28 protein-coding genes and 1 tRNA gene are annotated in these 25,682 nt (G+C 58.4%); 19 read left to right on the forward strand and 10 right to left on the reverse strand.

Annotated features, from left to right (window positions below):
• Window positions 1-40 precede the first annotated feature (40 nt).
• Together GJW30_RS05625 and GJW30_RS05630 are read left to right on the forward strand one after the other, a co-directional pair.
• Entirely contained in the window at window positions 41-439 is a 399-nt protein-coding gene (locus GJW30_RS05625; RefSeq protein ID WP_157746694.1) for a carboxymuconolactone decarboxylase family protein, read from the forward strand.
• Window positions 440-574: 135 nt separating this feature from the next.
• Window positions 575-1,390 (forward strand): TAXI family TRAP transporter solute-binding subunit, encoded by an 816-nt coding sequence (locus GJW30_RS05630; RefSeq protein WP_245408669.1) that lies wholly within the window; start codon window positions 575-577, stop codon window positions 1,388-1,390.
• 7 nt (window positions 1,391-1,397) lie between these two features.
• Here the strand turns inward: GJW30_RS05630 and GJW30_RS05635 are convergent, their stop codons facing one another.
• Entirely contained in the window at window positions 1,398-2,294 is an 897-nt protein-coding gene (locus tag GJW30_RS05635) for an amidohydrolase family protein (protein WP_096352771.1), read from the reverse strand.
• A gap of 196 nt (window positions 2,295-2,490) precedes the next feature.
• Window positions 2,491-3,165 carry a GntR family transcriptional regulator gene (locus GJW30_RS05640; protein ID WP_096352774.1) on the reverse strand — a complete coding sequence of 225 codons (675 nt, stop codon included), beginning with the start codon at window positions 3,163-3,165 and terminating at the stop codon, window positions 2,491-2,493.
• Between the two features lie 80 nt (window positions 3,166-3,245).
• On the opposite strand from GJW30_RS05640, the gene GJW30_RS05645 reads away from it, so the two are divergent.
• The 5 genes from GJW30_RS05645 to GJW30_RS05665 are packed head-to-tail and all read left to right on the forward strand — an operon-like array spanning window position 3,246 to window position 7,891.
• Window positions 3,246-4,226, forward strand: a complete 981-nt coding sequence (locus GJW30_RS05645; RefSeq protein WP_157746695.1) for a TRAP transporter substrate-binding protein — start codon at window positions 3,246-3,248, stop codon at window positions 4,224-4,226.
• A gap of 21 nt (window positions 4,227-4,247) precedes the next feature.
• A complete protein-coding gene (locus tag GJW30_RS05650; RefSeq protein ID WP_096352780.1) occupies window positions 4,248-5,225 on the forward strand; it encodes a TRAP transporter substrate-binding protein in 978 nt (325 codons plus the stop codon).
• Entirely contained in the window at window positions 5,222-5,728 is a 507-nt protein-coding gene (locus GJW30_RS05655) for a TRAP transporter small permease (protein ID WP_096352783.1), read from the forward strand. Before GJW30_RS05650 ends, GJW30_RS05655 begins: the two co-directional genes overlap by 4 nt.
• A 3-nt stretch (window positions 5,729-5,731) precedes the next feature.
• Complete coding sequence (locus GJW30_RS05660; RefSeq protein ID WP_096352786.1) at window positions 5,732-6,997, forward strand: TRAP transporter large permease; 1,266 nt, start codon at window positions 5,732-5,734, stop codon at window positions 6,995-6,997.
• 9 nt (window positions 6,998-7,006) lie between these two features.
• Window positions 7,007-7,891, forward strand: coding sequence for an amidohydrolase family protein (locus tag GJW30_RS05665; protein ID WP_096352789.1), 885 nt, complete (start codon window positions 7,007-7,009; stop codon window positions 7,889-7,891).
• A 354-nt stretch (window positions 7,892-8,245) separates the two neighbouring features.
• On the opposite strand, the gene GJW30_RS05670 is transcribed toward GJW30_RS05665, so the two are convergent.
• A complete protein-coding gene (locus tag GJW30_RS05670) occupies window positions 8,246-9,139 on the reverse strand; it encodes a LysR family transcriptional regulator (RefSeq protein WP_096352792.1) in 894 nt (297 codons plus the stop codon).
• A gap of 144 nt (window positions 9,140-9,283) precedes the next feature.
• On the opposite strand from GJW30_RS05670, the gene GJW30_RS05675 reads away from it, so the two are divergent.
• Together GJW30_RS05675 and GJW30_RS05680 are read left to right on the forward strand one after the other, a co-directional pair.
• Entirely contained in the window at window positions 9,284-10,039 is a 756-nt protein-coding gene (locus GJW30_RS05675) for an SDR family NAD(P)-dependent oxidoreductase (protein ID WP_096352795.1), read from the forward strand.
• Between the two features lie 101 nt (window positions 10,040-10,140).
• Entirely contained in the window at window positions 10,141-10,494 is a 354-nt protein-coding gene (locus GJW30_RS05680; RefSeq protein ID WP_165391610.1) for a cyclophilin-like fold protein, read from the forward strand.
• Window positions 10,495-11,091: 597 nt separating this feature from the next.
• Here GJW30_RS05680 and GJW30_RS05685 read toward each other — a convergent pair.
• A complete protein-coding gene (locus tag GJW30_RS05685; protein WP_096358675.1) occupies window positions 11,092-11,601 on the reverse strand; it encodes a pyridoxamine 5'-phosphate oxidase family protein in 510 nt (169 codons plus the stop codon).
• A gap of 400 nt (window positions 11,602-12,001) precedes the next feature.
• Window positions 12,002-12,682 (reverse strand): GntR family transcriptional regulator, encoded by a 681-nt coding sequence (locus GJW30_RS05690; protein ID WP_096352798.1) that lies wholly within the window; start codon window positions 12,680-12,682, stop codon window positions 12,002-12,004.
• Between the two features lie 126 nt (window positions 12,683-12,808).
• Between GJW30_RS05690 and dctP the strand changes: the two genes are divergently transcribed.
• Genes dctP through GJW30_RS05720 form a run of 6 tightly spaced genes read left to right on the forward strand, consistent with a single transcriptional unit; the run spans window position 12,809 to window position 17,588 of the window.
• A complete protein-coding gene (gene dctP / locus GJW30_RS05695; RefSeq protein WP_096352801.1) occupies window positions 12,809-13,798 on the forward strand; it encodes a TRAP transporter substrate-binding protein DctP in 990 nt (329 codons plus the stop codon).
• A 9-nt stretch (window positions 13,799-13,807) separates the two neighbouring features.
• Window positions 13,808-14,314: a TRAP transporter small permease gene (locus GJW30_RS05700; protein ID WP_096352805.1), complete on the forward strand. Its 507-nt coding sequence runs from the start codon at window positions 13,808-13,810 to the stop codon at window positions 14,312-14,314.
• The gene (locus GJW30_RS05705; protein ID WP_096352808.1) at window positions 14,311-15,606 is read left to right on the forward strand and encodes a TRAP transporter large permease; all 1,296 of its coding nucleotides are present in this window, start codon (window positions 14,311-14,313) and stop codon (window positions 15,604-15,606) included. Before GJW30_RS05700 ends, GJW30_RS05705 begins: the two co-directional genes overlap by 4 nt.
• Before the next feature lie 13 nt (window positions 15,607-15,619).
• Window positions 15,620-16,084: a type II 3-dehydroquinate dehydratase gene (locus GJW30_RS05710; RefSeq protein WP_096352811.1), complete on the forward strand. Its 465-nt coding sequence runs from the start codon at window positions 15,620-15,622 to the stop codon at window positions 16,082-16,084.
• Window positions 16,085-16,093: 9 nt separating this feature from the next.
• Window positions 16,094-16,723 (forward strand): hypothetical protein, encoded by a 630-nt coding sequence (locus GJW30_RS05715; protein ID WP_096352814.1) that lies wholly within the window; start codon window positions 16,094-16,096, stop codon window positions 16,721-16,723.
• A gap of 37 nt (window positions 16,724-16,760) precedes the next feature.
• Window positions 16,761-17,588, forward strand: coding sequence for a shikimate dehydrogenase (locus GJW30_RS05720; protein WP_245408670.1), 828 nt, complete (start codon window positions 16,761-16,763; stop codon window positions 17,586-17,588).
• A 384-nt stretch (window positions 17,589-17,972) separates the two neighbouring features.
• On the opposite strand, the gene nikR is transcribed toward GJW30_RS05720, so the two are convergent.
• Complete coding sequence (gene nikR / locus GJW30_RS05725) at window positions 17,973-18,377, reverse strand: nickel-responsive transcriptional regulator NikR (protein WP_096358676.1); 405 nt, start codon at window positions 18,375-18,377, stop codon at window positions 17,973-17,975.
• Between the two features lie 460 nt (window positions 18,378-18,837).
• Between nikR and GJW30_RS05730 the strand changes: the two genes are divergently transcribed.
• Complete coding sequence (locus GJW30_RS05730) at window positions 18,838-20,760, forward strand: TonB-dependent receptor (RefSeq protein ID WP_157746696.1); 1,923 nt, start codon at window positions 18,838-18,840, stop codon at window positions 20,758-20,760.
• Between the two features lie 332 nt (window positions 20,761-21,092).
• Here GJW30_RS05730 and GJW30_RS05735 read toward each other — a convergent pair.
• Window positions 21,093-21,168, reverse strand: a tRNA-Ile gene (locus GJW30_RS05735).
• A 152-nt stretch (window positions 21,169-21,320) separates the two neighbouring features.
• On the opposite strand from GJW30_RS05735, the gene GJW30_RS05740 reads away from it, so the two are divergent.
• The 3 genes from GJW30_RS05740 (at window position 21,321) to GJW30_RS05750 (ending at window position 24,057) form a co-directional block, all read left to right on the forward strand.
• Window positions 21,321-22,037 (forward strand): SIMPL domain-containing protein, encoded by a 717-nt coding sequence (locus GJW30_RS05740; protein WP_096352821.1) that lies wholly within the window; start codon window positions 21,321-21,323, stop codon window positions 22,035-22,037.
• Between the two features lie 139 nt (window positions 22,038-22,176).
• A complete protein-coding gene (leuC, locus tag GJW30_RS05745; RefSeq protein ID WP_096352823.1) occupies window positions 22,177-23,580 on the forward strand; it encodes a 3-isopropylmalate dehydratase large subunit in 1,404 nt (467 codons plus the stop codon).
• 144 nt (window positions 23,581-23,724) lie between these two features.
• Window positions 23,725-24,057, forward strand: a complete 333-nt coding sequence (locus GJW30_RS05750; RefSeq protein WP_096352826.1) for an antibiotic biosynthesis monooxygenase family protein — start codon at window positions 23,725-23,727, stop codon at window positions 24,055-24,057.
• 56 nt (window positions 24,058-24,113) lie between these two features.
• On the opposite strand, the gene GJW30_RS22890 is transcribed toward GJW30_RS05750, so the two are convergent.
• From GJW30_RS22890 to GJW30_RS05765, 3 genes are all read right to left on the reverse strand, one after another.
• Window positions 24,114-24,473: a hypothetical protein gene (locus GJW30_RS22890; protein ID WP_197703773.1), complete on the reverse strand. Its 360-nt coding sequence runs from the start codon at window positions 24,471-24,473 to the stop codon at window positions 24,114-24,116.
• 86 nt (window positions 24,474-24,559) lie between these two features.
• Entirely contained in the window at window positions 24,560-24,892 is a 333-nt protein-coding gene (locus GJW30_RS05760) for a hypothetical protein (protein ID WP_096352828.1), read from the reverse strand.
• Between the two features lie 109 nt (window positions 24,893-25,001).
• The gene (locus GJW30_RS05765) at window positions 25,002-25,643 is read right to left on the reverse strand and encodes a DUF429 domain-containing protein (RefSeq protein ID WP_347337730.1); all 642 of its coding nucleotides are present in this window, start codon (window positions 25,641-25,643) and stop codon (window positions 25,002-25,004) included.
• Window positions 25,644-25,682 lie beyond the last annotated feature (39 nt).

Raw genomic sequence — 25,682 nt, forward strand, 5'->3', positions numbered from 1 at the left:
GTGCCCAGAGCTGCAAATGACCGGACAAAGGAAAAACGCCATGGATGTCGAAGAGTTGAGCGCCCGAGGACTGAAGCTTCGCCAAAAATTCTTCGGCGAGGCCGACGTAGAGAAGAGGATGCAAGCCGCAGGCGAGTTTGGGGCGCCATTCCAGCACATCATCAATGCGTATGTTTATGGTGATGTCTGGAGCAGAGACGGAATCTCAAACGAGGTGAGAAGCCTCGTTATGCTCGCTATGACCGCGGCTACGGGCCGTACCAACGAGTTTCGAGTCCATGCGAAGGGTGCGCGTGCGAACGGCTGCACTCTGCCGCAGATACAAAACGTGCTTCTATTGATTGCGATGTATTGCGGGATCCCCGCTGCTATCGAGCCGCATCAAATTGTGGCGGAGATTTACGGAAGCGACGCGACCAAGCCGGAAAACCAAAAGTAGCTCTGCTGCAAATGCGAAGCTCAGCGGCATTCTTAGTCACGCTCTTCGCCGGATAAACTAATGGACTGCGGAACAATGGATCTCTCGTTAGGAACCGCTACGCCTGGCGGTGGCTTCCCGTTTTACGGAGAAGCTTTGGCAAAAGGGATCACCAAGACCGATAGTACAATTCGCGTTGCTTGCCGTAACACCAAGGGCAGCACCGAGAACGTACCATTGCTTGAGCAAGACCAACTCGATCTTGCGCTCGTTCAGGGCGAAGTCGCCTATGAGGCCTTCGCTGGTATTGGTCGCCCGCCGGCTTCGTTATGGATCGTGGCTGCCATGTATTCCACACCGGGCATGTTTGCCGTTCGCGATGACTCGCCTGTCCGAAACATCTCAGATCTCATCGGATCACGGGTTGCTTTCGGCGCCAAAGGGTCCGGACTCGTAATTCTCAATCGCTACGTTCTAGATGGGCTTGGGCTTAAACAGGATCGCGACTTCGACGCTGTTTTCCTCGATAAAGCTGGCGACGGGCCCGAAATGGTGATGGATGGCCGCGTTGCAGCGCTTTGGGGTGGCGGAATAGGTTGGCCGGGGTTCGCAAAAATTTGCTCTGGCCCGGCAGGTGGACGCTTTGTTACGCCTACCAACGAAGAGTGTGATCGCATCCTCGAGAAGCATTCTTTTCTAAAGCCGCTGACGTTGCCAGCCGGAAGCTATCCTGGCCAGAGTACCCCGTTTGCCTCCGTCGGTTCATGGAGCCTGATACTTGCCCGGCGTTCGTTGAACGATGATGCAGCCTACAGCTTCGTTCGTGCCCTCGACTGCGCCCGCGAAGCATTCATCAGTGAGATCGGTCAAGCCAAGGAGACGACTCCGCGTAACACAATAGCGGCCGCGCCGCGCCGCGAATTAATCCACCCCGGAGCGCTACGCTATTTCCAAGAGATCAACCTGATCTGACAGGTCTCTAATCAAAGCCGTATAGACGTGCGGGATTTGTGCAGAGGATCTTTTCGCGCGTAGCCTCATTTGGGATCCATGCCGACAGGAGATCGCAAAGATCTCCGTCGTTCGGCATTGCCCCGCGCACCATGACGTGCGGCCAGTCGGTGCCCCAGACGATACGATCAGAGTTCGCATTTACCAACGCGTGCGCCAAGGCGACAACGTCAGGGTAGGGCAATTGCTCTCGAGAAATACGGTACGGGCCGGTGAGTTTAACCCACGTGTTCCCGTTCCGCAGCAGCCTTAGCAAATCTCGAAAACCTTTGTTGTCTGTAGTTGTGCCGGGTGCCGTATACCCAAGATGTCCGAACACAATATCGACGGGAAAGTTTTCGAATGTCGTCGCAAGGTCGGGAAGCGTGTCTACGTGGAGCAAGAATTCCATGTGCCAGCCGAGCGGACGAATGCGTTCGGCAAGCAGTCGCAAACCTTGAAAATCAAAGGCAGCGCTGCCAGCCTTCACGTCTACGATGTTGATCCGGACGCCTCTGACGCCTGCAATCGACATCTGTTCAAGTTCATCGTCGCTTATTGCGGGGTCGACGACGGCGACACCGCGAAACTCACTTCCTGCATCCTTCAGAGCGCTCAACAACACCGTCATATCCGACGCGTAGACACTCGGTTGCACGAGCACGGCGCGCGTGACGCCCAATGTGCGAAGCATTGTCCGGTATTCGCTAAGCAGAGCGTCAGGCGGCGTGTAGATCCGGTTAGGGCTGTAAGAGTACACCGCTCCAGGTCCGCAAATGTGTGCGTGACAGTCGCACGTCAAATCCGGCAGCCGAAGCTTCGGAGCTCGCGGCAGGAAATCAGGCGGTAGACACTCTGGCGCCGAGGCAGCAGGAAGATTGTTCATTGTGGTTGACTAGGCATAAGGGCGGGACAGGTAGACCGGCAAAATGCACGGTGGATGATCACCGTCAAGGCGCAAGAGATCGTCGTCGAACGCTTTGTGGCGGGGACTGATCAAGCCAACACAGGGAAAGACCAGAGTGCGGCCTTCATACGAGCTCTGCAGTCAACGCTTGGCGCGCGCGAGCATGATTGCGAGATCATGCCTCGAGTTGGCTCGCTTCCTGTTCGTCGAGATGTTTTCGGAGCACTGCTGCCGTAGCTTCATAGTGCTGCGCAAGTAGCATTTTCGCTTCGCGCTTTTTACGCTTGAGTAATGCGTCGAGGATCGCACGATGTTCTTCCTCAACGTCGCGCGGTTCGAATTCGACCGTGAGCGAAAGGCGCCGATAGCGATCCGCTCGAGCGTACAGTTGTTCTGAGAACTGAATGAGTAGGGGGGAGTCACAGGCTGAGAGGATAGACGCGTGAAACTTCGCGTGCCGCTCTTCCCACGCTTCGTTGTGTAGCCGTTGTTTTTCCAGCTTGCGTGGCACGCGTTCTAGTCGATGCAGGTCGGCAACGCAGAGCGCCTCCCATTCGTCGTCGCCAACTTCGATTGCCCTTTCGAGCGCCCAGCCATCGAGCTTGATCCGCAAGCTCACAAGATCATCCAGATCTCGGCGAGAAACTGTCGTCACCCGATAGCCGCGGTTGTGCTCGCCCTCAACGAGGCCGCCCGCCACCAAACGCGTTAAAGCCTCGCGGACCGGAGAGACACTCATGCCGCATATATCTTGCAGCTGCTGAAAGGGCAGCTTTTTGCCGGGCGGTAGTTCGCCACTTAAAATTGCACCGCGCAGCCTGGCCCACGCTTGCTCGCCGCGACCGCTCATGCGATTTTCGAAACTATTGACATGTTTCGAAAATGCCAACTATGGTCGAAAAACACAACAAGAAACTGGGAGCGCGCCTGATGGGCCTTTGCCGTTTGCTTCTGCTGCCGATCATCGCCGCGACGATTAATTCTGCCGCTGCTGCAGAAATCACGATCCGTTTCCCGATCGAATACGCGGCAGACATTGCGCCCGGCGTTGCGAACCGCGAATTCAAGGAACTAGTCGAGCAGCAGACGAACGGTCGTGTAGAGGTCAAACTTTTCCCGAGCGGAAGCCTCTACAAGGGCCTCGATCTTGTTCAAGCGATCCTGCGCGGCGATGCGGAGATGAGCACGCTGACGTCGGCTTATTGGACAGCGCTATCGCCCAAGCTTTCTGTATTCGAGTTGCCATACGCCTTTCCCGAGCGGAGCGCGTTCTACCGTGCGATCGATGATGCCGGCTTCATGGAGTCTGCGTATAGCGACGTCGAACAGAAGGGAGCTAAGATCATCGCGGTCTTGCCGTATGATCATTTCGGCTTCGCGACCCGGACTAAAGCATTGCGCGCGCCTCGCGACATGGCGGGGCTCAAGATGCGCGGCCTCGGAAGGACAAACTCAGCCATTTTATCGTCGCTCGGCGCTTCGCCGGTGTCTCTGAATCTCGTCGAACTCTCCCCGGCGCTTCAGCAAGGGGTGATCGATGGCCTCAATGCGCCGATCGACATCATGCTGGCCTACAAGTGGTACGAGTCGGTCAAGCACATTACGTATGCGCCGGCGTATCTTGGGTTCTATCCTTGGATGGCCAACGCGAAATGGTGGAGTGGACTTCCGCCCGACCTGCGTAAGATCATTCAGGAGACTGCGATCGAAGTCGCACTGCGCCATCGCGCGCGATCTGAAGCCGAGACCGATAAAGCAATCGAAGCGTTGCGCCGGCACGGTGTCGACGTCCACGTTCAAACATCAGAAGAACGCGGGGCTTGGGCCGAGGCGACATCCAGCGTTTGGAAACAGGCTGAACCACAGATCGGCGCTGAACTCATCGCGCGCGTCCGCGCCTACAGCAAATAAATCAACGTGCGAGGAACGGTCATGTTACGCGCCATTGTCGCTCTTTTCATCTTAGTCTCGTTTCTCCCGAACGCATCGCGTGCGGCTGAAGTGACGATCCGCTTCCCAGTCGAATACTCACTCGACATTACGCCCGGCCTCGCAAATCAAGAGTTCAAGCGGCTCGTCGAGGAGCGAACAAAAGGCCGCGTCGAAGTCAAACTCTTTCCTAGCGGCAGTCTCTATAAGGGGCTCGATCTTCTGCAGGCTCTTCTTCGCGGCGATGCCGAAATGACAACGCTAATTTCGGCATACTGGAGCGCGCTTTCCCCGCGCTTGGCTGTGTTCGAACTGCCCTACGTGTTCCCGACCAAGGAAGCATTTTACAAAGCGGTCGACGACGGCTTCTTCGAGCAGGCGTACGGCGAAGTCGAAAGCAAAGGCGGAAAGATTATCGGCGTCTTGCCGTTCGACTATCTGGTCCCCGGCACCAAGCGTACTGCGATCCGAAATCCTCGAGATATGGCCGGCCTCAAGATGCGCGGTCTCGGCCGTGTCAACCTCGCGATGCTGAAAGCGCTTGGTGCTACGCCGGTCTCGCTCAATTTCGTCGAGCTGTCGCCGGCAATCCAACAAGGCGTGATCGATGGCCTCAACGTTCCGACCGACAACTATCTAATCTACAAGTGGAATGAGAGCATCAAGCACGTCACATATGCAAACTACTACATCGCGTTTTACCCCTGGATGGTGAACGCCACGTGGTGGAACAAGCTGGACCCGGAACTGCGCAAAATTATCCAAGAGGTAGCGGTTGACGTTGCGCGGCGGCACCGCGAGCGAGCGGAAGCTGAGTCGCAAAAGGCTATCACGGGTATGCGCGCCGTCGGCGTCGACGTACACATACAAACGCCAGAAGAACGCAAGGTTTGGATCGAAGCGACTCGACCAGTTTGGAAAGAATTTGAAACGCAGATTGGTCCGCAACTTATCGAGCGCGTTCAGCAGTACGGCAAATGAAATCCCTCAAGCGCTTCTCTGAAGTCCTCGGAAAGCTCGAGGATGTCGCGGCGGGCGGCATTCTCGCGGCTGTCCTCGGAATCGTGGTTTTCGAGCTGGTAGGGCGCGGCGCTTTTGGCAGATCGAATCTTTGGACTGACGAACTGTCGCGTGTGCTGCTGATTGCGATGACTTATGTTAGTGCGGTCGGTCTTACTCGCGACGGTGCCCACGTTCGCGTCGAATTGTTCGTCGACAAACTGTCCGCTTCAGCGAGGATTATTGCGGAACGCGTGACGGATGCGGCGTGCCTCGCGTTTGCGCTGACGGCGACGTGGTTAGGATTTCGCTACGTTCAGGAGTCCGCGTTATTCGGCATATCGTTTGCGCATTCCGATCTTCCATTCCCGATTTGGATGGCGCAAGCCATCATTCCGGTGTGCTTCGCGCTGATGAGCCTGCGCCTGCTTCTCCGCATCATCGGCATCCGGCCTGAACAACCGGTCGCGAGCGTCGAGGCTTGAGCTATGGCGGCGTTTCTCATCATCGCACTGCTCGTTTTGCTCGCGTTGGGGCTGCCGGTCGGATTCGCGCTTTGGCTGACGGGGCTCGTCGCTGTTGCGGTCTTCAAAGTGACGTCGTTCACACAGATCGCTCAGTCATTGTATTCGGGGCTCGATAGCTTCGTCCTGCTAGCCATCCCGTTCTTCATCTTGGCTGGCAACATCATGTTGCGGTCGGGTTTTGCAAAATTCTTGTTTGACCTTATGCAGAGTCTCGTCGGCTCCGTCGCGGGAGGTGCCTCTATCGGCGCAAGCGGTGCGTCGGCTATCTTTGGCGCGATGACCGGGTCGTCAGTCGCCTCTGCCGCTGCGCTTGGTCGTGTCATGATTCCGGTGATGGGCACACTCGGATATCCGCGCGCCTTCACGGCTGGCCTCATGGCTGCTGGTGGCACGTTGGGAATTCTTATTCCGCCGAGCGTGACCTTCGTGATTTACGCAGAGATGGCGCAGCAATCAGTGAAGGACTTGTTCGTTGCTGGAATTGTTCCGGGACTTGTGGCTGCAACCGCCATCGGCATCGTTGCCTTCTGGATTGCACGTCGCAATGGTTACGGAAAGAGAACTGAGCCATTCTCCTGGTCGCGCGTTTGGTCCAGCTTCGTCCTGGCTGGGCCCGCACTCGCAATGCCTGGCATCGTGCTCGGCGGGATTTACTTCGGCGTCTTTACACCAACGGAAGCTGCGGGTGTTTCGGCGGTCTATGGCATCTTGGTGGGTATGTTCGTCTACCGCACCATCAGGCTTAGCGACTTGCCCGGAATTTTCATCGATAGCGCCCGGTCTACCGGAGCAATTCTTTTCATTCTTTCCGGGGCGCTATTTGTCGGCATGGTCGCGACGCTCGCCGGAATTCCGGAAACCATCGTGGCGGGCATCAAGGCGCTCGATTTATCAGCGCTGTCGTTTCTGTTCCTCGTCAACGCCGTGCTCATTGTCTTGGGCTGCTTTCTCGATGGCTTCACGCTTTTAACTGTGGTCACACCGCTACTGCTTCCTACCGTGCACGCACTTGGGATCAATCCAATCCACTTTGCGATCGTTCTGACTTTGAACATCGAAATTGCAGCTATCACGCCGCCGATTGGGCTGAATCTTTTTGTGATCACCGGGGTCTCCGGAACTACAATGAAGGAAGTTGTTCAGGGCGCGTTTCCATTCGTATTCGCACTCGCTGCAGTGCTTATCCTCCTCACGCTGTTCCCTTCAATCGCGCTCGTCCTACTTTGAAAGAGCACAATGTCTGAGCCAATCATCGATGCGCATCACCACATCTGGCGGCAAGCGGATCAGCCGTGGCTGCAAGGACCGACAGTCCCGCGCATCTTCGGTGCCTACGATGCGATAAAGCGGGACTATCCAGTCGAGGAGTTCCTTGGCGACATCAAGAACACCGGCGTCGTCAAATCGGTCTATGTGCAAACCAACTGGGCAGTCGAGCGAGCCATCGAAGAGGTCGACTGGGTTCACTCCGAAGCCGAGCGAACAGGTTGGCCGCATGCGATCGTCAGCTTTGTCGATCTGCAGAGCGACAATGCTGCCGAAGTGATGAAGGCACAGTCGCGGTCACCGCTGATGCGCGGCGTACGACAGCAACTTCATTGGCATGAGAACACGCTCTATCGTTTTGCGGCAAAGTCGGATCTCATGAACACGCCCGCATTCCGCCAAAATATCGCGCGGCTCGAAGAATACGGCTGGCTCTTTGAACTTCAGGTTTTCGCTTCTCAGATGGCGGATGGCGCGGCTCTCGCGGCGAGCTTTCCAAATATCACCTTCGTCCTCGAACACGCGGGCATGCCCGAAGATTTGTCCAAAAGCGGCCGCGATCGTTGGCTTGAAGGCATGAAGCTTCTCGCGCAACAGCCTAACGTCAACACCAAATTCTCGGGCCTCGGCACGTTCATTCGCAAGAACGATGCTCAGCATATATCTGAGATTGTTGGTCAGACGCTCGAGTTGTTCGGACCGGACCGATGTGTCTGGGGTTCAAACTTTCCGATCGAAAAACTTTGGACTAGCTACGCCGACATCGTCAGCGCTATTCGAAATGCATTGAAAGCCGACGAAGGAATGCGACGCCGCGTCCTGCACGACAATGCAGCCCGTCTCTATCGGTTGTAGAAACTAACCCACTTCGCGCCGCACCATCAGGCTAGCAGTAGCATCCTGGCTGACCAGCATCTGGTTCGGGGCCGGGAGCAGAAGGTCCGATCTTGAGCATTGAAGAGCGGTTAGCCGCCATTTGGCAGCAAATCACGACAACTACTCGCGCCATTGTCAAAATCAGACGATCGAAAGTGGCTCGCTGCTGCTGCCAACCGCGGCCATGGCCGTGATCAAGCTACCAATGACTTCTCCTCGCTCATTCACGATCCAGTGCGCACGTAAGCCGGTGCCGAAGTGTCAGCAAAGCCGCGAGGAAGCGTAAGCGTTCGGTAATAAGCACATGAGCAAATGCTACGATGACGGATAAAACTAGCGGCTTCTGCGGAGCGCATCGACGAGGAGGGCGAATGCCGCCGAATGCTGACGACGGCTGGGATAGTAGAGGTGATAACCGGGAAACAGACCGCACCACTTTGAGAGAACGCTGACAAGCTCGCCGGCCTTGATGTAGGGCTCGACGTAGTCGAGCGGGAGATACGCAAGGCCAACACCTTGGAGGGCGGCTAAACGGGCCAAGCTGATCGTACTGACGACCAACTGGCACTCGACGCGGACATTGACGGCGCGTCCATCCTTGTCGAAATCCCAAATGCCGATCCCGCCCTCAGGCGTATACCGCATACCGATGCACGCATGTGCGGACAGGTCATGAGGCGTCCGGGGCGCGGGCTTTCGTTCCAGATAAGCTGGTGAACCCACCACACCCATGCGCAGGTCCGGCCCGATGGGGACGGCGATCATGTCCTGCGCCAGGGTTTCGCCAAGCCGAACGCCGGCGTCGAAGCGCTCGGCGACGATGTCAACGAAACCGTTGTTGACACTTATTTCCACGTTAAGGTCAGGATACTGCGGCAGTAGCTGGGCCACGACAGGCAACAGGATCGACTCGGACGGTTGATCGCCAACACTAATCCTGATGGTGCCCGCGGGCTTATCTCGCAGCTCAGTCAGTGCAGCCAAGCCGGCTTCGATTCCGTCGAAATGGGGGGCGATTGTCCGCAGCAACCGTTCACCGGCCTCGGTCGTTGATACGCTGCGTGTTGTTCGGCTGAGCAGGCGCAGGCCGAGTCGCCCTTCGAGCTCTTTGATCGTTTGACTCAACGCCGGCTGCGAAATTCCGAGTTGACCCGCACCTCGCGTAAAACTGCCTGCCCGCGCTACGGCCAGAAATGCAATCAGGTCACTAACGTTTCCACGAACCATTTATAACCTACTCTTATATCTCCATGATGTTTTTAGCAGATTTTCGACTAAACGCCTACGGTTTATCTTCCAGATCGACAGGAGAAGCGCGGTGCATCTCACCGTGCACCGGCCCACGAAACCCATCGATCAGGAGACGAAACAATGTCGCGACCTAACCGCTTTGAGGGCAAAACCGCTTTCATCACTGGCGCCGCCAACGGCATTGGACGCGCCACCGCTATCGCTTTTGCGGCGGAAGGCGCGCGAGTCGCTATCCTTGACCGTGACGCGCAGGCGTTGAGCGAGACAGCGGAGATGGTGAAGTCTGCCGTCGGCGAAGTACTCGCGATCCCATGCGACGTATCGCAGCCGGTCGCCGTCGAGGCCGCCGTAGCAAAGACCGTCGCGACATTCGGCAGCCTTGACTACGCGTTCAACAACGCCGGCATCGAGAACAAGGCGGCACCGCTGCACGAGATTGAGCTCGAGGAATGGGACCGCATCCTGAACGTCAATCTGCGCGGCACCTTCATCTGCATGAAGTATGAGTTGGCACACATGGTGAAGCAAGGACGAGGCGTAGTGGTGAACACATCGTCCGGAGCCGGCATCCGCGGAGTCGAGGGCGGCGCCTCTTACACCGCCTCCAAGCACGCCATCGGCGGCATGACGAAGTCGGCCGCGCTTGATTATGCGAAGCAGAACATTCGCGTGAATGCGGTACTTCCCGGCAACATCGCGACAGCGATGATGGACCGCTTCACGGCCGGAGATGTCCAAAAGGCGATTAACCTTGAACCGGTTGGCCGACTGGGCCAGCCAGAGGAAATTGCCGAAGCCGTTCTGTGGATGTGCTCGGATCTCGGCGGCTTCGTGACCGGATCCGAGATCGTAGTCGACGGCGGCTGGTCACTTTGATTCGACGGACCAGCGAGCCGACGATCGGGAGGAGGTAGCTTATGCGCTCCGCAAGGTGGATTATCTCGGCCGCTCTCAGTCTATTCATGACAGGAACGACTATGGCGCAGGAGCGCATCCGGATTATTTCTGAATGGGGTGACGTTACGGCCGAACTAGCTGATAACGCAGCATCTCGGGCATTGGCACTAATGCTGCCGCTCACGATTGGCATGCGTGATCATCTCCGTCAGGAAAAGACCGGTGATCTGCCATCATCGCTGCCGCAGGCCGCTCGGCAACGCGATTTTGAGGTCGGCACCCTTGGCCTGTGGGGGTCGGATGACTTCGTGATCTACTACCGCAAAGGTCAGGTGCCCGCGCCGGGAATCGTTATTCTTGGCAAGGTCACCGGTGACGTCTCGATCTTCAACCGACCAGGCTACGTATCGGTTCGGCTCGAACGGGTAAAATAGAGCTTCACAGCCACTTGTAACAGCTAGACGATCCCGCGCCCGAACGACAATAATTTATAAGCAGCGTCGATAACCGCATGCGTCATCGTCCGGCCAATCGGATACGTGCGCACCCTACTTTGGAGCAAAGCCAAGCTTTAGCGTCACTTTGCTGATGGCCGCGTAGCGCAGAGGTTGCCGCGTCCAGGACAAATTCAAAGGTAGTTGCAGATTATACAATTCGACAGCGATCCAACAAACATCACGCGGCGATCGCCAAGTTTGTTTGTCCTCTTGATGTCTCGCACGTATCGAACAGGGGCCGCCAATCGGCGTTACTTAGCCTAACAACCAAAAGCTGGTGTCATTCAAGATCATGGTCGTCAGCTATTTCCTGCCCATGAACGATAGGCAGCGTACGTAGTCCGCTTCAAAGTGGATGGTCCGTTATTTACCAATAGTGTCTGTCAGTGCACGCCGAACGAGCGGCAACTTTTGGAATGTCTACCGCTCCGGCTAGCGACCGATCTGGGGCGCAAAGCAGACATCGTTGAAAAGCGGTACGCGCGGTAGCGACTGAGAACCAAGTCGCGCAGACGCGCGCTCGCGCTCATCTTTCTACAAATCCACTTTCGCGTTGTCGCCGACATCGGGCTTAGCTCCGGTCACAGCTGCCATTACCATTTTGGCCGTCGCTACAATCTTTCCGGGGCTGTCCCATAGTTCAGCTTCGTCTGGCGCCACCGTGATTAAGCGGATCTCCGGGTCCTTCGCGCTGTCCCACCAAGCTTCATCAGTCTTCTCCCAAAGCTGCTCTATCTTGGGTCGATCGTTGGCGACGTTCGCCTTACCTGAAACCGTCACGTACTTGTATCTGCTGTTGTCGCTCCAGGCCAAAGTGACTTTGGGAAAACGTTCCAGTTGATGATTCTTAGCGCTGTCCGCATTCACGAGGAAATAGATTGCGTTGTCGTCACGATGAACACGCGCAGACAATGGCCTGGCGCGCGTATATTCCCCATCCCACGTCACAAACATGCAAATGTCGATTTCTTTTGCGAGCTCCCAGACGCGATCCGTAGCCTCCGCTTGCGAGAGTTCTGATTTCTGTTCCTGCTGGTTTGACATCGAGAGCCTCGTTTCGGTTCGGCAGATATCAACCACCGACCGCGGGAGACGTTCCTCACGGACTTCGCGGCAAAGACGCGTGACCGCATCCGCAATCGGTCTCTAGAGTTCGCAAACCCGTCTCCGACTTGGCGTACGCCTTCGTTTTGGAAAACGGTCAGCACCACGCGGAGACTGCGCGGCTCAAACTGACGCGTTGCGCTAGCGCGGTCATTACAGAGACGCGGCGTGAACCAGAGAAAGCCCGCAAACACGGCGCTTCTCGCTAGAATTCTGGAAAGTCTCTCGTTGCGAGAAGTGTGTGGTGGAGCGCTCAGGACTCGAACGAGTCTGCAGCATCACTGATTGAGCGCATTCTGGAAAATCTTATCGCCGACCGGGAAAATGCGAGCCAGCACTGCTAGGTTTGGATGATCTGCGAGGTCGTCGTTTTCAAGGTGAACTCGACGCAACCCTCAATGTGGATCCGCAACGTCTCGCATGCGGCTTTCGCATCACGGTCGAGTGCACTTTTCAGCAGTGCGCGATGTTCCCGTTCGGTGACTTCGCCGCGATACGTTCCTGCAACGATCAAGTAACGCAGATACTTGTCAAACACTGGGGCATGCGACGCGAGTAAAGTCTCCGAGCCGCACGCCGAAATGAGCGCATGGTGGAACTCGAAGTCGTAGCGCTTCCACGTCTCCTCGTCGCTCGTCTCCCCCGATTGGACCTTGCGTTCCATGCGCTCCAGCTTGTGGTGTGCAGCGACGATGCGGCCTTCCCATTCCATATCGCCAAATCGGAAAGATTGCGTGAGCGCGTGCTGTTCCAGGAGGAGTCGCAACTCTGCAATCTCGCGCAGGCCTTGGGCCGTGACCGGAGCGACCTCGAACCCGCGCTGACCTTCCGCCACGACGAAGCCATCGGAAACTAGACGACTCAGCAGCTCTCGCAGGGTCCCGACGCTAACGCCATAGTCCGCGCGCAGCCGCTCGAGCTTGAGCTTGATGCCCGGCGCGAGCTTGCCAAACACGATGTCGGTGCGGATCTGCCGGTACGCCGTTTCGCCAATGGTTTGAGTGTCGCTTCGTTCGAGCATGATCGAATCTCAGATTGGAGATTTTCAGAAATATCATACGATATCAAAAATACCTATTGCAATTCCACGCACTCTCGCGGACATTTTGCCGAATGGCCACGTAGAGCCAAATTGGGAGGATTACCGATGGACGGGAAATTCACTCGTCGTTCCGCGATCGGATCGGTCTTAGGCGCGATCGCTATTGCAGCGATGCAATCGGCTCGCGCACAGGCCAAGCCGAAGCTTCGGTTTAGTTCGGCCTTCACCGAGTCGGATCTTCGGACCGAGGCCTACAAAGCATTCTCCTCCGCAATGGCCGCCGACTTCGACTTCGAGCCTTACTACGGCAATGTCCTTTTCAAGCAGGGCACGGAACTCGTCGCGCTCCAGCGCGAAAATCTCGAGCTGTGCAATCTCGCACCCGCTGATATCTCCAAGCAGATTCCGGCGTGGTCGCTGATGACCTCAGCCTATCTTTTTCGCAACTACGATCACCTGAGGAAGACGTGGCAGAGCGATGTTGGCCAGGAATTCATCAAGATGGCGCGCGATCAGCTCGGCATCGAGCTGATCCGTCCGGTCTATTTCGGCGCGCGTCAGGTTAACCTGAAGCCGCCGAAGAAGATTAGCACTCCGGCTGACCTTGCCGGCATCAAGCTTCGCATGCCGCCCGGCGAATTCTGGCAGTTCCTCGGCGAGTCGCTCGGCGCGAGTCCGACGCCGGTGGCCTACGCCGAACTATACACGGCGCTGCAATCCGGCGCGGTGGATGGCCAAGACAATCCGTTGGTCGCCGGGCGTTCGATGAAGTTTTACGAAGTGACGTCGCAGTTCGTACTCACCAATCACGTGCTTGGCTACGATATGCTCGCGGTCTCGAAGAAGACTTGGGCGAACCTCAAACCGGAGCAGCAGACCCGGCTGAGAGCGGAGGCCGACAAGGCGTTTGACGCGAGCGCCGCGAAATACATTGCGCAGGAACAGGAAGCAATCGAGTTTTTCAAGAAGGAAGGCAAGCAAGTCTACGAGCCGGATCAGAATGCGTTCCGTTCCTTCGCGCAAAAGCGCTACATCGAGAAGTACGGAAAGGACTGGCCCAAGGGCGCACTAGAACGCATCAACGCCATCGCGTAGCTGCGTCCGATGGATCAATTGATCGTTGCTGGGCGCTGGCTGCGGCGGCGCGCAGAGAACATCTCGGCGCTGCTGCTGGTTGCGATGTTCGTCTGCTTCATCGTGCAGATCGTCTCGCGATACGTCTTCAACCGGCCGCTCGGCTGGACTGACGAGGTCAGCGTTCTGTTGTGGATCTGGTGCGTTCTCTGGGGAGCAGCATTCTTGCTTCGCGAGCGCGATGAAGTGCGTTTCGACATCATATACAGCGCATCGAGTGAGCGGACGCGGCGCATCTTCACGATCGTAACGGGTATTGCCGCGATCGCATTGTTTGGCATCGCGCTGCCGGCGGTGTTTGCCTATGTTACGTTCCTCAAGGTTGAGAAGTCGGCTTATCTGGGCATCCGCCTCGACTACCTTTATTCGATCTACGTCGTGTTCTCGCTTGCCGTCATTGTACGTTACGCGGCGCTGACTTGGCAGGCCATTCGCGGTAAAGCGCCTGATCTGGGGCAGGGCGGCTCCGCGCTATGATATCGCCGTTCGCGTCGTGCCTGTTCGCCATTCTTGCGCTTGGACTTCTCGGGCTGCCGATTGGCTACGCGATGATTGCGGGCTCGATCCTCTATCTGCTGCTCGCCGGGCTCGACCTGGGGACTTCCGCGGAGCAAATCCTCAACGGCCTCTACAACAGCTACGTGTTGCTCGCCGTGCCGCTCTTTCTCGTTTCGGCCGAGATCATGAACGTCAGCAAGATGACGGATCATCTCTTGCGCTTTTGCGACATGCTGGTAGGGCGCTTCCGCGGCGGCCTCGGTCATATCAACATCGTGCAGAGCATCATCTTCGCGGGCATGTCGGGCTCTGCCGTCGCTGACCTTGCGGGCACCGGCCGCATCAGCATCGACATGATGACTAAGAACAACCGCTATCCGGTGAGTTACGCGGCCGCGATCACGGCTGCGTCCGCTGTGATCGGGCCGATCATCCCGCCATCAATCCCGATGGTCCTCTATGCTCTTATCTCGGACACTTCGGTTGGATATCTGTTTTTGGCCGGCGTTGTCCCGGGCCTGTTAATGGCTGTGTCGCAGATGGTGATCAACACCATAATGGCGCATCGCCGCAACTTTCCCGTCGAGGCGCCGATCCCGGTGCGCGAATGGCCTGGCATTACGCTGGCGGCGCTCCCTGCGCTGCTGATGCCGGCAATTCTGCTTGGAGGCATCTACGGCGGCGTGATGACGCCGACCGAAGCCGCGGCGGTTGCGGCCGCCTATGCCTTTGTCGTCGCGGCCGTCTGGTATCGCAACATCACATATGGTGAAACCTACGGTGCAATACTCAATGCTTCGCGCGCAACTGCCTCGATTGGGATGCTGATCGCCGGAGCGTTGGTGTTCAACTATGTCGTGACGATCGAGCAAATCCCTCAAACCGTGAAGACGCTGCTGGCGGGTTACGATCTGTCGCCGACCGCCTTCCTCTTTTGGGTCAACGTCATTTTGCTCGTGCTCGGCTGCTTGCTCGAAGGCAGCACGATCATTCTTATCGTCCTACCCGTGCTTATACCGACTGCCAAGGCGCTTGGCATTGACCTCGTCCACTTCGGTATCGTCGCGGTCTTCAACATCATGATCGGTTTGATCACGCCGCCATATGGCCTTTTGCTTTTCATTATCTCAGCGATCTCTGGCGCGCCGCTGCGCGCCGTGATCCGCGACACGATGCCCTTCGTCATCGCAATGATCATCGCGCTTGGCATCATCACTTTCGTGCCGGAAACCGTTCTCTGGCTGCCGCGACTGATGGGTTACAAAGGATGAGGGAGGAGCGCTGATGATTAGATTGATGATTCTGAACGGACCGAATCTCAATTTGCTCGGCGTTCGCGAGCCACACATTTACGGCACGACGACGCTGGAGGCGATCCGCCGAAGCTGTGAGGATTTCGCGCAATCTGCCGGCGCATCGATGTCCTTCCATCAGTCGAACCACGAAGGCGCGCTGGTCGATCTGATCCAGTCGGCGCGCGAAGGGGTCGACGCGCTGATAATCAATCCGGCCGGCTATTCGTTCACGTCCGTAGCAATATTCGACGCGATGAAGACCTTCGAGCGTCCGATCTATGAGGTACATATCTCGAACATCCATGCGCGCGACGAGTTGCATCGGCACTCGATCCTGTCGGCGGCCGTGACGGCGGTGATCGCAGGCCTTGGTCCCTACGGCTACATCGTCGCGATGCAGGCCGCGATGCAGCGCGCTGGAAAATTGCCGCCGAACTTGCCGCGTAGCGCATGAGGTAAACCAATGAGCGGATTTCTGGTGATTTGGAGCGACCTAGCGGATAGTGATCTGACCGATTGGGCGCATTGGATGACGCGAGAGCATGCGATCGAGCGCCTTGGCATCGCGGGGTTTCGCCGTTGCCGCATTTTTCGCGCGCTGACGACACGAAACAGTTACGTCATCGTCTACGATCTTGATACCCCCGAGGTGGTTGCAAGTTCGGACTATGTGGCGAGACTGAATGCGCCGACGCCGTGGTCGCAGCGCACGATGCCCAAGTTGAAGAACTTTCGTCGCGGTGGCGGGCACGTAACGGCTCGCGCCGGCGTCGGCGATGGCGGCGTCATTGCAATGCTGTTCAGTTCGGCCATTGCCGACGCAGCATCGGTCTGCGGCAATGCGGTGTCGCACGACCGTATCGCAAGCGCGCAGGTTTTATCGACCGATGCAGCGCAGACCGGAATCGCAACGCGCGAGAAGGCGATGCGCAGCGGCGACGCTTCTTTCGAGACCCTCGTCATGATCGAAGGCCTCGACGAAGACGCGATCGATGCGGCCTGCGCGGCTCTGCGCGCAAGCCATCGCGAGCTTGCGACGAGCGACGCAGTGCTCTACGGCGCATGCTTCAGTCTGGCGCAGGAAAGCGCATAGAGGGGCTCAGGTGATAGCGAGCGAGAACGCGCCCGTCTTGGTCGGCTTGATCGGCAGCGGCATTCAAGCATCGCTAACCCCCGCGATGCACGAGCAGGAAGGGCGCGCGCAGGGGCTCGACTATTCGTATGGGCTCATCGATCTTGACGTGCTTGGGGTCGGCATCGAGGCCTTGCCCGAGCTCCTGCAGCAGGCCGAACGCGGCGGCTTTCGCGGACTCAACATCACATATCCCTGCAAGCAGGCCGTGATTCAGCATCTCGACGAACTCGACGCCGAAGCAACACTCATCGGCGCGGTGAACACAGTCGTGTTTCGGGGTAACCGCCGCATCGGCCACAACACCGACTGGTTCGGCTTTGCGCAAAGTTTTCGGCATGAATTCGGCGACGTCCCGCGCGAACACGTCGTCCTCCTTGGCGCAGGCGGCGCGGGCGCTGCTGTCGCCCATGCGCTGCTGAAGTCCGGAGTCAGGCAGCTCACCGTCGTTGACACCTTACCAGAGCGCGCAACGTCTCTGGCGGCCGAACTTGGTGCGCGGTTCGCCGACACGCGCGTAGACGCACTGCTTCGAGTCGAGGAGACATCCGACATCGATGGTATCGTCAACGCGACGCCTGTCGGCATGGCCAAGCTGCCGGGCTTGCCAATTGGTGCTAATCTGGTGGTGCCTTCCTCGTGGGTCGCCGATGTCATCTATTTTCCGCGCGAGACCGAATTATTGCAGCTCGCGCGTGCTCGGGGCTGTCGCACGATGTCTGGCGCTGGCATGGCAGTTCATCAAGCCGCGGAAGCGTTTCACTTGTTTACGGGGCGCATCGCTGATGCGGAGCGGATGCATCGTGTTTTTGAGTCAGCGATTTAGCCAAGCTCATCGCCCTTTGAGTCACCACGGCATGGCATGACGCACTTCGTTAAACCGGCAGGCGCCGTCCTGGGCAAACTGGTCTCTTGGACTTTCGAAAGAGTCTTTGGTGGTTCGGCTACGGACCGTTGGGAAATTCGAGGAAATCCACCTGAGACTCGATGGCCGTGTTACGGCGGCTCGTACGTTTGCTGACAACAGAGACCGATATGAGAGTGGAAGAACCCGTTTAAACGGCTTTTTTCGCATTCTATTGGAAAGTCTCAGCGCTTGAAAAGGTGGTGGTGGGGCTCATGAGACTCGAAGCCGTCTACTGCGAATGATGCGCCCCAAAGAAGGAAACACTCCTCTCGATTTAGGAATTTTCGCGCACTCCTCAGGCCCTCACTGGGTCTTCGGAAACATCATAAGCGTTCCGTAGCGAACACCCCTCTCAGCAATAATCTTGTCGGCGGCTGACTGCACGTCCGTGGCTTTACCTCGCAGAACAGCGACTTCTAGGCACGTATGATGATCGAGGTGCACGTGCAACGTCGCTTGTGCGATGTCGTGGTGATCGTGAAATGTCTGCACAATGCGTTGGGGTAGATCACGCGCATGGTGATCGTAAGTATAAGCAAGCGTTGCGACGCATTGCGTTTTACCTGTCAGCGACGGCTGAGCTTGTTTAAGACCGGCGCGCGCTAGATCGCGCATCGCTTCAGATCGGTTAGCATACTGGCGGTCCGCAACGAACGCGTCGATCTCCTTCGCCAGGTCCTCGTCGATTGTGATCGTCACCCGATGCATGTGTCTCTCTAATCTGCGCCGCCGCCTGTTGCAGCTGTTGCGCACGAGCATCTATCTCCCAGCGACAAACGCAAGGGCATGCGCGGCGTATGATCTTTTCTTGACGTCGTCATACTGAGACGTAACGTTGTGCTGTTCTTAAGGGTCGAGCCGGGGTCTTAGGAACAAACGACATGGGGGCTTCATGCGCTTCTGGGCGCTTTGCGCTGTGAGCATCGGCGCACTGACGGCTGTCGATGCCGCAAATCGGCTTTCTGCCCAGACTTCACAGGGCGCACAACAGTTGCCGACTGTCCGTGTCGTTGCACCAAGTCAGGCCCGACGTCAGACGGCACGCGCTCAACCGACACGGCGTTTGCAAGCACCCGCCCGACGCGCCGTCCCAGCGGCTGTGCCTCAGCGCGAGCCTGCGATTTCACGAGAGGCGGCTGAACCATCGCGCAATGCGATTTCCTCGTCAGTGAGCGCCCTACCGGCAGCTACGACCATTGTTCAAGCGCCTCAGATCGCGCGTGCGCCGATTGCGAGCTACGGCGACATCTTTCAGCCGCTGCCCGGCTTCAGCATCAGCAACTACAACCAGGGTGCCATCGGTATGGGCATCGCGATGCGAGGTTTCACGGAGGGTGAGCACGGACGCGACATCGCATTCTTCATCGACGGAATGCCGATCAACGAAGTGTCTGCGATCCACACACCGAACTATGTCGATCTCAACGTCCTGATCCCCGAAACCGTGGCGCGCGTCGAGGTCATCCGCGGCCCATTCTCCGTTGAAGCTGGCGACAGCAACCTCGGCGGCACCGTTAACATCACAACGAAACGCTCCGAGCCGGTGGCGACTGCCAATCTGTCCGGTGGCTCGTTCGGCACCGTTCGCGGCCTGGCTACCTATTCGTCTGTCGGCGGCACCGTCGAGCCGTATATCGCTGCAGAGGGCTACACGACGCAAGGCTATCGCGATAACAGCTTCATCGACCGCTACAACTCGTTCAACAAGTTCACGATCCCGTTCGCCGACGGCTCCGTCCTTTCGATGCGCGGGCAGTTCTACGGAACGACCTACGGCGCTGCGAGCTACATTAGTCGCGATGCCGTGAAATCGGGAGCGCTATCGGACAAAGCCGCCGTCAACGGCACGGACGGTGGCTCAAAGTACCAACAGAACCTCGTCGCCAACTATCAGTCCGGCGCACCTGACCAAGAACTGAACAGCACACTCTACTTCAACCACGATGTCTTCGACCGATACGCCGACTTCGGCGGTGGTCAGCGCATTCAGCATGATGAACGCGAAACGGTCGGCGGTCGTGTCCGCAAGCTTTGGACCGGCCAGATAGCAGATGGTATTCCGGCTCAGCTGCTCATCGGCGGCAATTGGCGCAGCGACTTCATCACAACTTGGCAAGGTCCGACCACGGCGCGTGTCGAGACCGGCCCACGTGTCATCGATGCAGGTGTCGATCAACACAATGTCGCGGGGTTCGCGCAGCTTCAGGTCAAGCCAACACCCTGGCTCAAGCTGACTGGCGGCGCACGCTACGATCGCTTCTTCTACGACATCAATAATCGAATCGACCCGGCAAACTCGCCGGATGTCAGCACGGGCGTTTTCTCGCCGAAAGCCGGTCTCGCAATCACGCCGACACATTGGCTGGAGTTCTTCACCAACTACGGCGAGGGCTTCCGAAGCCCAAATGCGGCACTGGAGCTTCTGAGCAATCCGACCTTGCGACCTCAGAAGATCAAGAGCGTGGAAGGCGGCGTGGCGCTGCGCTTCGACCGTTTCAATTTCCTGGCGGGCATTTGGAGCAGCGATATCGCAAACGAGGCTTACCAAGCTGCACCCGGCTTGCCTCTTCAAAATCTCGGCCGTTCGAAGCGCGAGGGCTTCGATCTCGAAGCGCGCTACGCGATTCTTAAAAGCACTGATGGCCAACTCTCTCTATTCGCGAATTTCACTCAGACGCGGGCGCGGCTTGAGAATGGTGTTCCGTCGTCGCTCTACGTCCCCAACGTACCGACGTCCGTCCTCAACGTTGGTGTCGATGCCGACATGGCAACCCGCAACGGCCAGCGCGTTTTCGGCTCCGCCTATGTGACGTATGTCGGTAAGAAGTACCTGACTGAAGATGGATTGCTGACCACGTCGGCCTACGCACGCGTGTCCGCCAAGGTAGGGTATGCGTGGCCGAGCGGCTGGAGCGCATTTACTCAAGCGACCTGGTATCCGGGCGACCGGCTGAGCGAAATCGCGATCAACTTCGGCCCGGGCGTCGGCGCGACCTCGGCCGACATCTTCACCAGCCCTGTCGCTAAACTGACTGTTCTCGCCGGATTGTCCTATCGATTTCCGCCTTCGAATGTCGGCATCTTCAAGTGAAAACACTCTTCGTATGCTTTTCTACGATCGCGACCTGCGGGTTGTGGACATGCGCATTGGCGTTTGAATTTCGACGACGCTGCGTGCCGCACTTCGTCGAACCGACGGACACCTGTCATCCGAAACCAGTCTCTCGCACTCTCGAAACAGTCTCTGGTTGTTCGGCCAGCGACCATTGGGAAAATTAAAGAAATCCACCTGAGACGCGATGGCCGTCTCACGGCGACTCGGACCCATGCCGACAATAGAGACCAATACGAACGTTGAAAAAATGCCCGTTTTAAAGGCTTTCTCCACACTTTCCGGGAAAGTCTCATCGCTCGAAAAGGCGGTGGTGGGCCCGGCAGGACTCGAACCTGCAACCAGACCGTTATGAGCGGCCGGCTCTAACCATTGAGCTACGGGCCCGGCAGCCATCGGCCGGTGGTCAGCTTTTGCAAGATGGCGCTGCCCTTGTCTACCGGCTCACGGTAGCGGCGGTTTGATGGCAGGTCCCACCGCCACGCTTGTGCCTTATCGATGCGGTCGTTACCTCTCCTGATATTCGGAGGAGATTGACGATGCGATTGATTGCCATTTGCGCGGCCGGCTTGCTGCTATTCGCGAATGTTCCCGTCCAGGCCGCGACCGAGCGCCCATTCCCGCTCGTCAGCGTGACAGGCGAAGGCACGATTTCCGCCGTGCCGGATATCGCGCTCGTCTCCGCCGGTATTGTCTCGGAGGGCAAGACCTCACGCGAGGCCGCCGAAGCCAATGCGAAAGCCATGACCGCAGTGATCGCAGCCGCCAAACAGGCCGGCATTGCCGAGAAGGACATCGGCACCTCCCGCTACAACGTGTCGCCGGTCTATGCCTCCGGCAGCTCGAACCGCGAGAATTCGCCGCGCATCACAGGCTATCGCGCGCAGAACATGGTGCAGCTCAAGGTGCGCGATATCGCCAAGGTCGGCGACATTATCGATGCGGTGACCGGGGCAGGCGCGAACAACATTCAGGGCGTCGGCTTCGAGGTCTCGAACGCCGATACACTGCTCGACAAGGCGCGTCTCGCCGCCTTCGCGGACGCCAAGCGCAAGGCCGAACTCTATGCCAAGGAGGCAAAAGCCCAGCTTGGCCGCGTGATCGTGATCGCGGAGCAGGGCACGGAGCTACCGCGCCCCATGATGGCTCGCGCTGCGCCCGGCTCATACTCAGGCTCGGCCCCTGCGACCCCGGTTGCGCCCGGCGAGGAGCAGATCAAGGTTCAGCTCAACGTTTCCTTCGAACTGTCGCAATGAGAGAAAAGCGGGCTTGAAGCCCGCCGGAAAGGCCCGCGCAACAAGGTCTTTTCCTCTGACTTCGGAATGACTAAAGAAAGGCCCAAGCTGCGCTGGACAACCAGAAGGCGCGGCCCATATTCCTAGCAGGACGAGTCCAATGGCCGCGCGTACGCTCTACGACAAGATTTGGGACGACCACGTCGTCGATCAGCAGCCTGACGGCACCTGTCTCCTTTATATCGACCGCCATCTCGTCCACGAAGTGACGAGCCCACAGGCCTTCGAAGGTCTTCGCGTCACCGGCCGCAAGGTGCGCGCCCCCGAGAAGACGCTCGCGGTCGTCGATCACAACGTCCCGACGACGGACCGCACGCAGCCGAATCCGGATCCGGAGAGCATCGCGCAGATCGAAGCGCTGGCGAAGAACACCAAGGATTTCGGCGTCGAGTATTACAACGAGTTCGACGTCCGTCAGGGCATCGTCCACGTCATCGGCCCGGAGCAAGGCTTCACGCTTCCCGGCACGACGATCGTCTGCGGCGACAGCCACACGGCGACGCATGGCGCTTTCGGCGCGCTCGCTTACGGCATCGGCACGTCGGAGGTCGAGCATGTGCTCGCCACCCAGACGCTGATCCAGAAGAAAATGAAGAACATGCTGGTGACGGTCGACGGCAAGTTGCCGGACGGCGTCGGCGCCAAAGACGTCATTCTCGCGATCATCGGCGAGATCGGCACCGCGGGCGGTACCGGCTACACGATCGAATACGCCGGCCAGGCGATCCGCGATCTAACGATGGAAGGCCGTATGACGGTCTGCAACATGTCGATTGAAGGCGGCGCGCGCGCCGGCATGGTCGCGGCAGACGAGAAGACATACGAGTATCTCAAGGGCCGACCGAAGGCACCGAAGGGCGCGGCTTGGGAACAGGCCGTGCGCTATTGGGACTCGCTCCGCTCCGACGAAGGCGCGCATTTCGACCGTCACGTTAAACTCGACGGCGCGAACCTGCCGCCGATCGTGACCTGGGGCACGAACCCCGAACAAGTCGCGTCGATCGCGGGCCGCGTTCCGGTCCCCGCCGAGATTGCGGACGAGGGCAAGCGCGGCGCCGCCGAGCGTTCGCTGCGCTACATGGGTCTCACCGGCGGCGAGAAGATCACCGACATCAAGATCGATCGCGTCTTCATCGGCTCGTGCACCAACGGCCGCATCGAGGACATGCGGCAGGCCGCTGCGATGATCAACGGGCACCGCGTCAACGCCAACGTCAGCGCAATGGTCGTGCCGGGCTCTGGTCTCGTCAAGGAACAGGCCGAAGCTGAAGGCCTCGACAAGATCTTCATCAACGCGGGTTTCGAATGGCGCGAGCCGGGCTGCTCGATGTGCCTCGCGATGAATCCGGACAAGCTTTCGCCGGAAGAGCGTTGCGCCTCGACGTCGAACCGCAACTTCGAAGGCCGTCAGGGCTATCGCGGACGCACGCATCTTGTCTCGCCCGCAATGGCGGCCGCTGCCGCGATTGCAGGCCACTTCGTCGACGTTCGAGACTGGCGCTAATCTTAGGCAACGCGTTCCAACACCAACGCCGCGGCGTCATCGCGGCGGCTTTTTTCGTTGCTGACAGCTGTGGCGAGACGTTCGGAACGCACGCGTGCCGCTCATCGTTGTGGTTCGAGACGACAGTCGACGGAGCGATTCAGCATGAGCAAAAAACCGACGATCGCGCGCATCTGGCGCGGCCGCGTCAAGCGCGAACGCGCCGACGAGTACGAAGCCTACAACTATGAAGTCGGCACAAAGCCACTGATCGAGAAAGCTCTCGGCGTCCAAATGTTGCGCGAGGATCGCGACACCGAAAGCGAGTTCGTCACCATCTCTTATTGGGAGAGTATCGAGGCGATGTCGCGTTTCGCCGGCAGCGATCCAACGAAGATCCATCATCTGCCGCGCGACGAAGAATTCCTGATCGAGCTACCGACATCGGTGCAGATCTTTTCACTGCTCCACAGCCACGGCAACACAGGCGGCGATTGAAAAGCGCAAAAAAAAGGCCCCGCGCTGCGGGGCCTTTGCTTATTGGCTAACTCAGCTTACCAGAAGCCGATGCCCGGTCCGAAGCCGAACGAAACGAACGGACGCGGACGGTAGTAGTACGGGCGATAGTAACCGCCATACGGATAGCCGTAGGCCGCGTATGGGCGATAGCCACCATAGTAGCCGCCGTAATACGGGCGATAACCGCGGTAACCGTAAGAACGGCCACCATAGTAGCGCCCGCCACCGTAGTAGCGGCCACCGCCGTAGCGACGGCGCTGCGTGCTAACTTCAGTCGAGCCCTGAGCATTGGTTGCACCGTGCTGCTTCGTCTGGCCGGAATCAGCTGCGATAGCTTGTCCGCCGGCCGCGATTGCGAGCGTCACGCCCGCCGCTAATGCCAAACTCTTCAACATTTTCTATTCTCCTATAGGCGTCGCCACCCTGATAACGCGCATCTAGGCTTCCGAGTTTCGTCAAGAAAATGGCGGTAAGAAGGTGCCTACCAAGAGCCGAAGCCGAACGTGACGTCAGGGTAGGGCGCATCCGTATACGGCCACATCAGGCCTTGCGGTCCGTACGAGTGAGGGCTGCCCCAATACAGCCGATAGCCCGGCCCGTAATAATAGCGGAACGGTCGCGGCGCGTAATACTCGGTGACCCGATAGCGCGGATAGTGGCGAACGTGCCGTCTAACGACGCGTTTCTTGCGGGCGCTGACATCAGATTTGGCTTGGTATGCCGTCGCTTCGATCGATCGAGAGGCCGCATCAGCGGGCGGTACGAGCGACCAAACGAAAGCGAAAGACAATAGCGCTATAAACGGCTTGAGCATCGATTCACTCCATAAGGGGCGAAAAACGGGCTGTTCGTGATGCGGCCACGTCGCGCGATATTCGTCAAGACTGTACCGGCACAACCAGAGGTTATGCCGGTGGTTGCCGTTACGACCAGATTGCCATCTTCAGTCCAAACGCGTCGAGTTGCGGTTGGTTTGGGAAGGATTGAGCTGTCCCGGCATGGAGCCGCCGCGCAACAGCCGCGCAAGCGAGCGCATCAAGGAGGTCGTCGTCGCCCGCTCCGGCCGGAGCAGCCGCATTGGCATCAAGCCCGGCACGCGCGAGGATGGTACGGCGCAGAGCGAGCCCCGCCGGATACGGCCGGCTTTTGACCCGCTTCGGCTCGCCGAGCGCGCGCTCGCCATTCAGCCGCCAAAAAGCGAGCTCCGGGTGAACTTCGAACACGCGCCTCGCCAAGGCAGCATCGTCTCGTAACACGGCATCGACCTCGCGTATCTTCGGCGCGAGATTGAACGTCTGCTTCGAGACTTTGCGCGGTGGATCGGATGTCGCGAGCGCAACGCTGCAGGCTTCGCTGTAATCTCTTGCATCGATCGCGGCACGCGACGGCACCGAGAAAACCGACGACTGCCGCTCGCCAAGTAGCGGGCGAATGAGCCGCTCGGCCTCGCGGCCGCCGGGACCCGCGCGATCCGGCAACCCGATCGGCATATCGATCGCGATGATGGCGGGATCTTCTGCAGCACACACAACATCGGCGAAATGCGAGACAACACGTAATCGCATCTCGTCGCCGTGTGGCCTTACAAAAGCGACCATCCACCC

Origin of the sequence: Variibacter gotjawalensis (genome assembly GCF_002355335.1) — a bacterium.
Classification (GTDB): Bacteria; Pseudomonadota; Alphaproteobacteria; order Rhizobiales; family Xanthobacteraceae; genus Variibacter; species Variibacter gotjawalensis.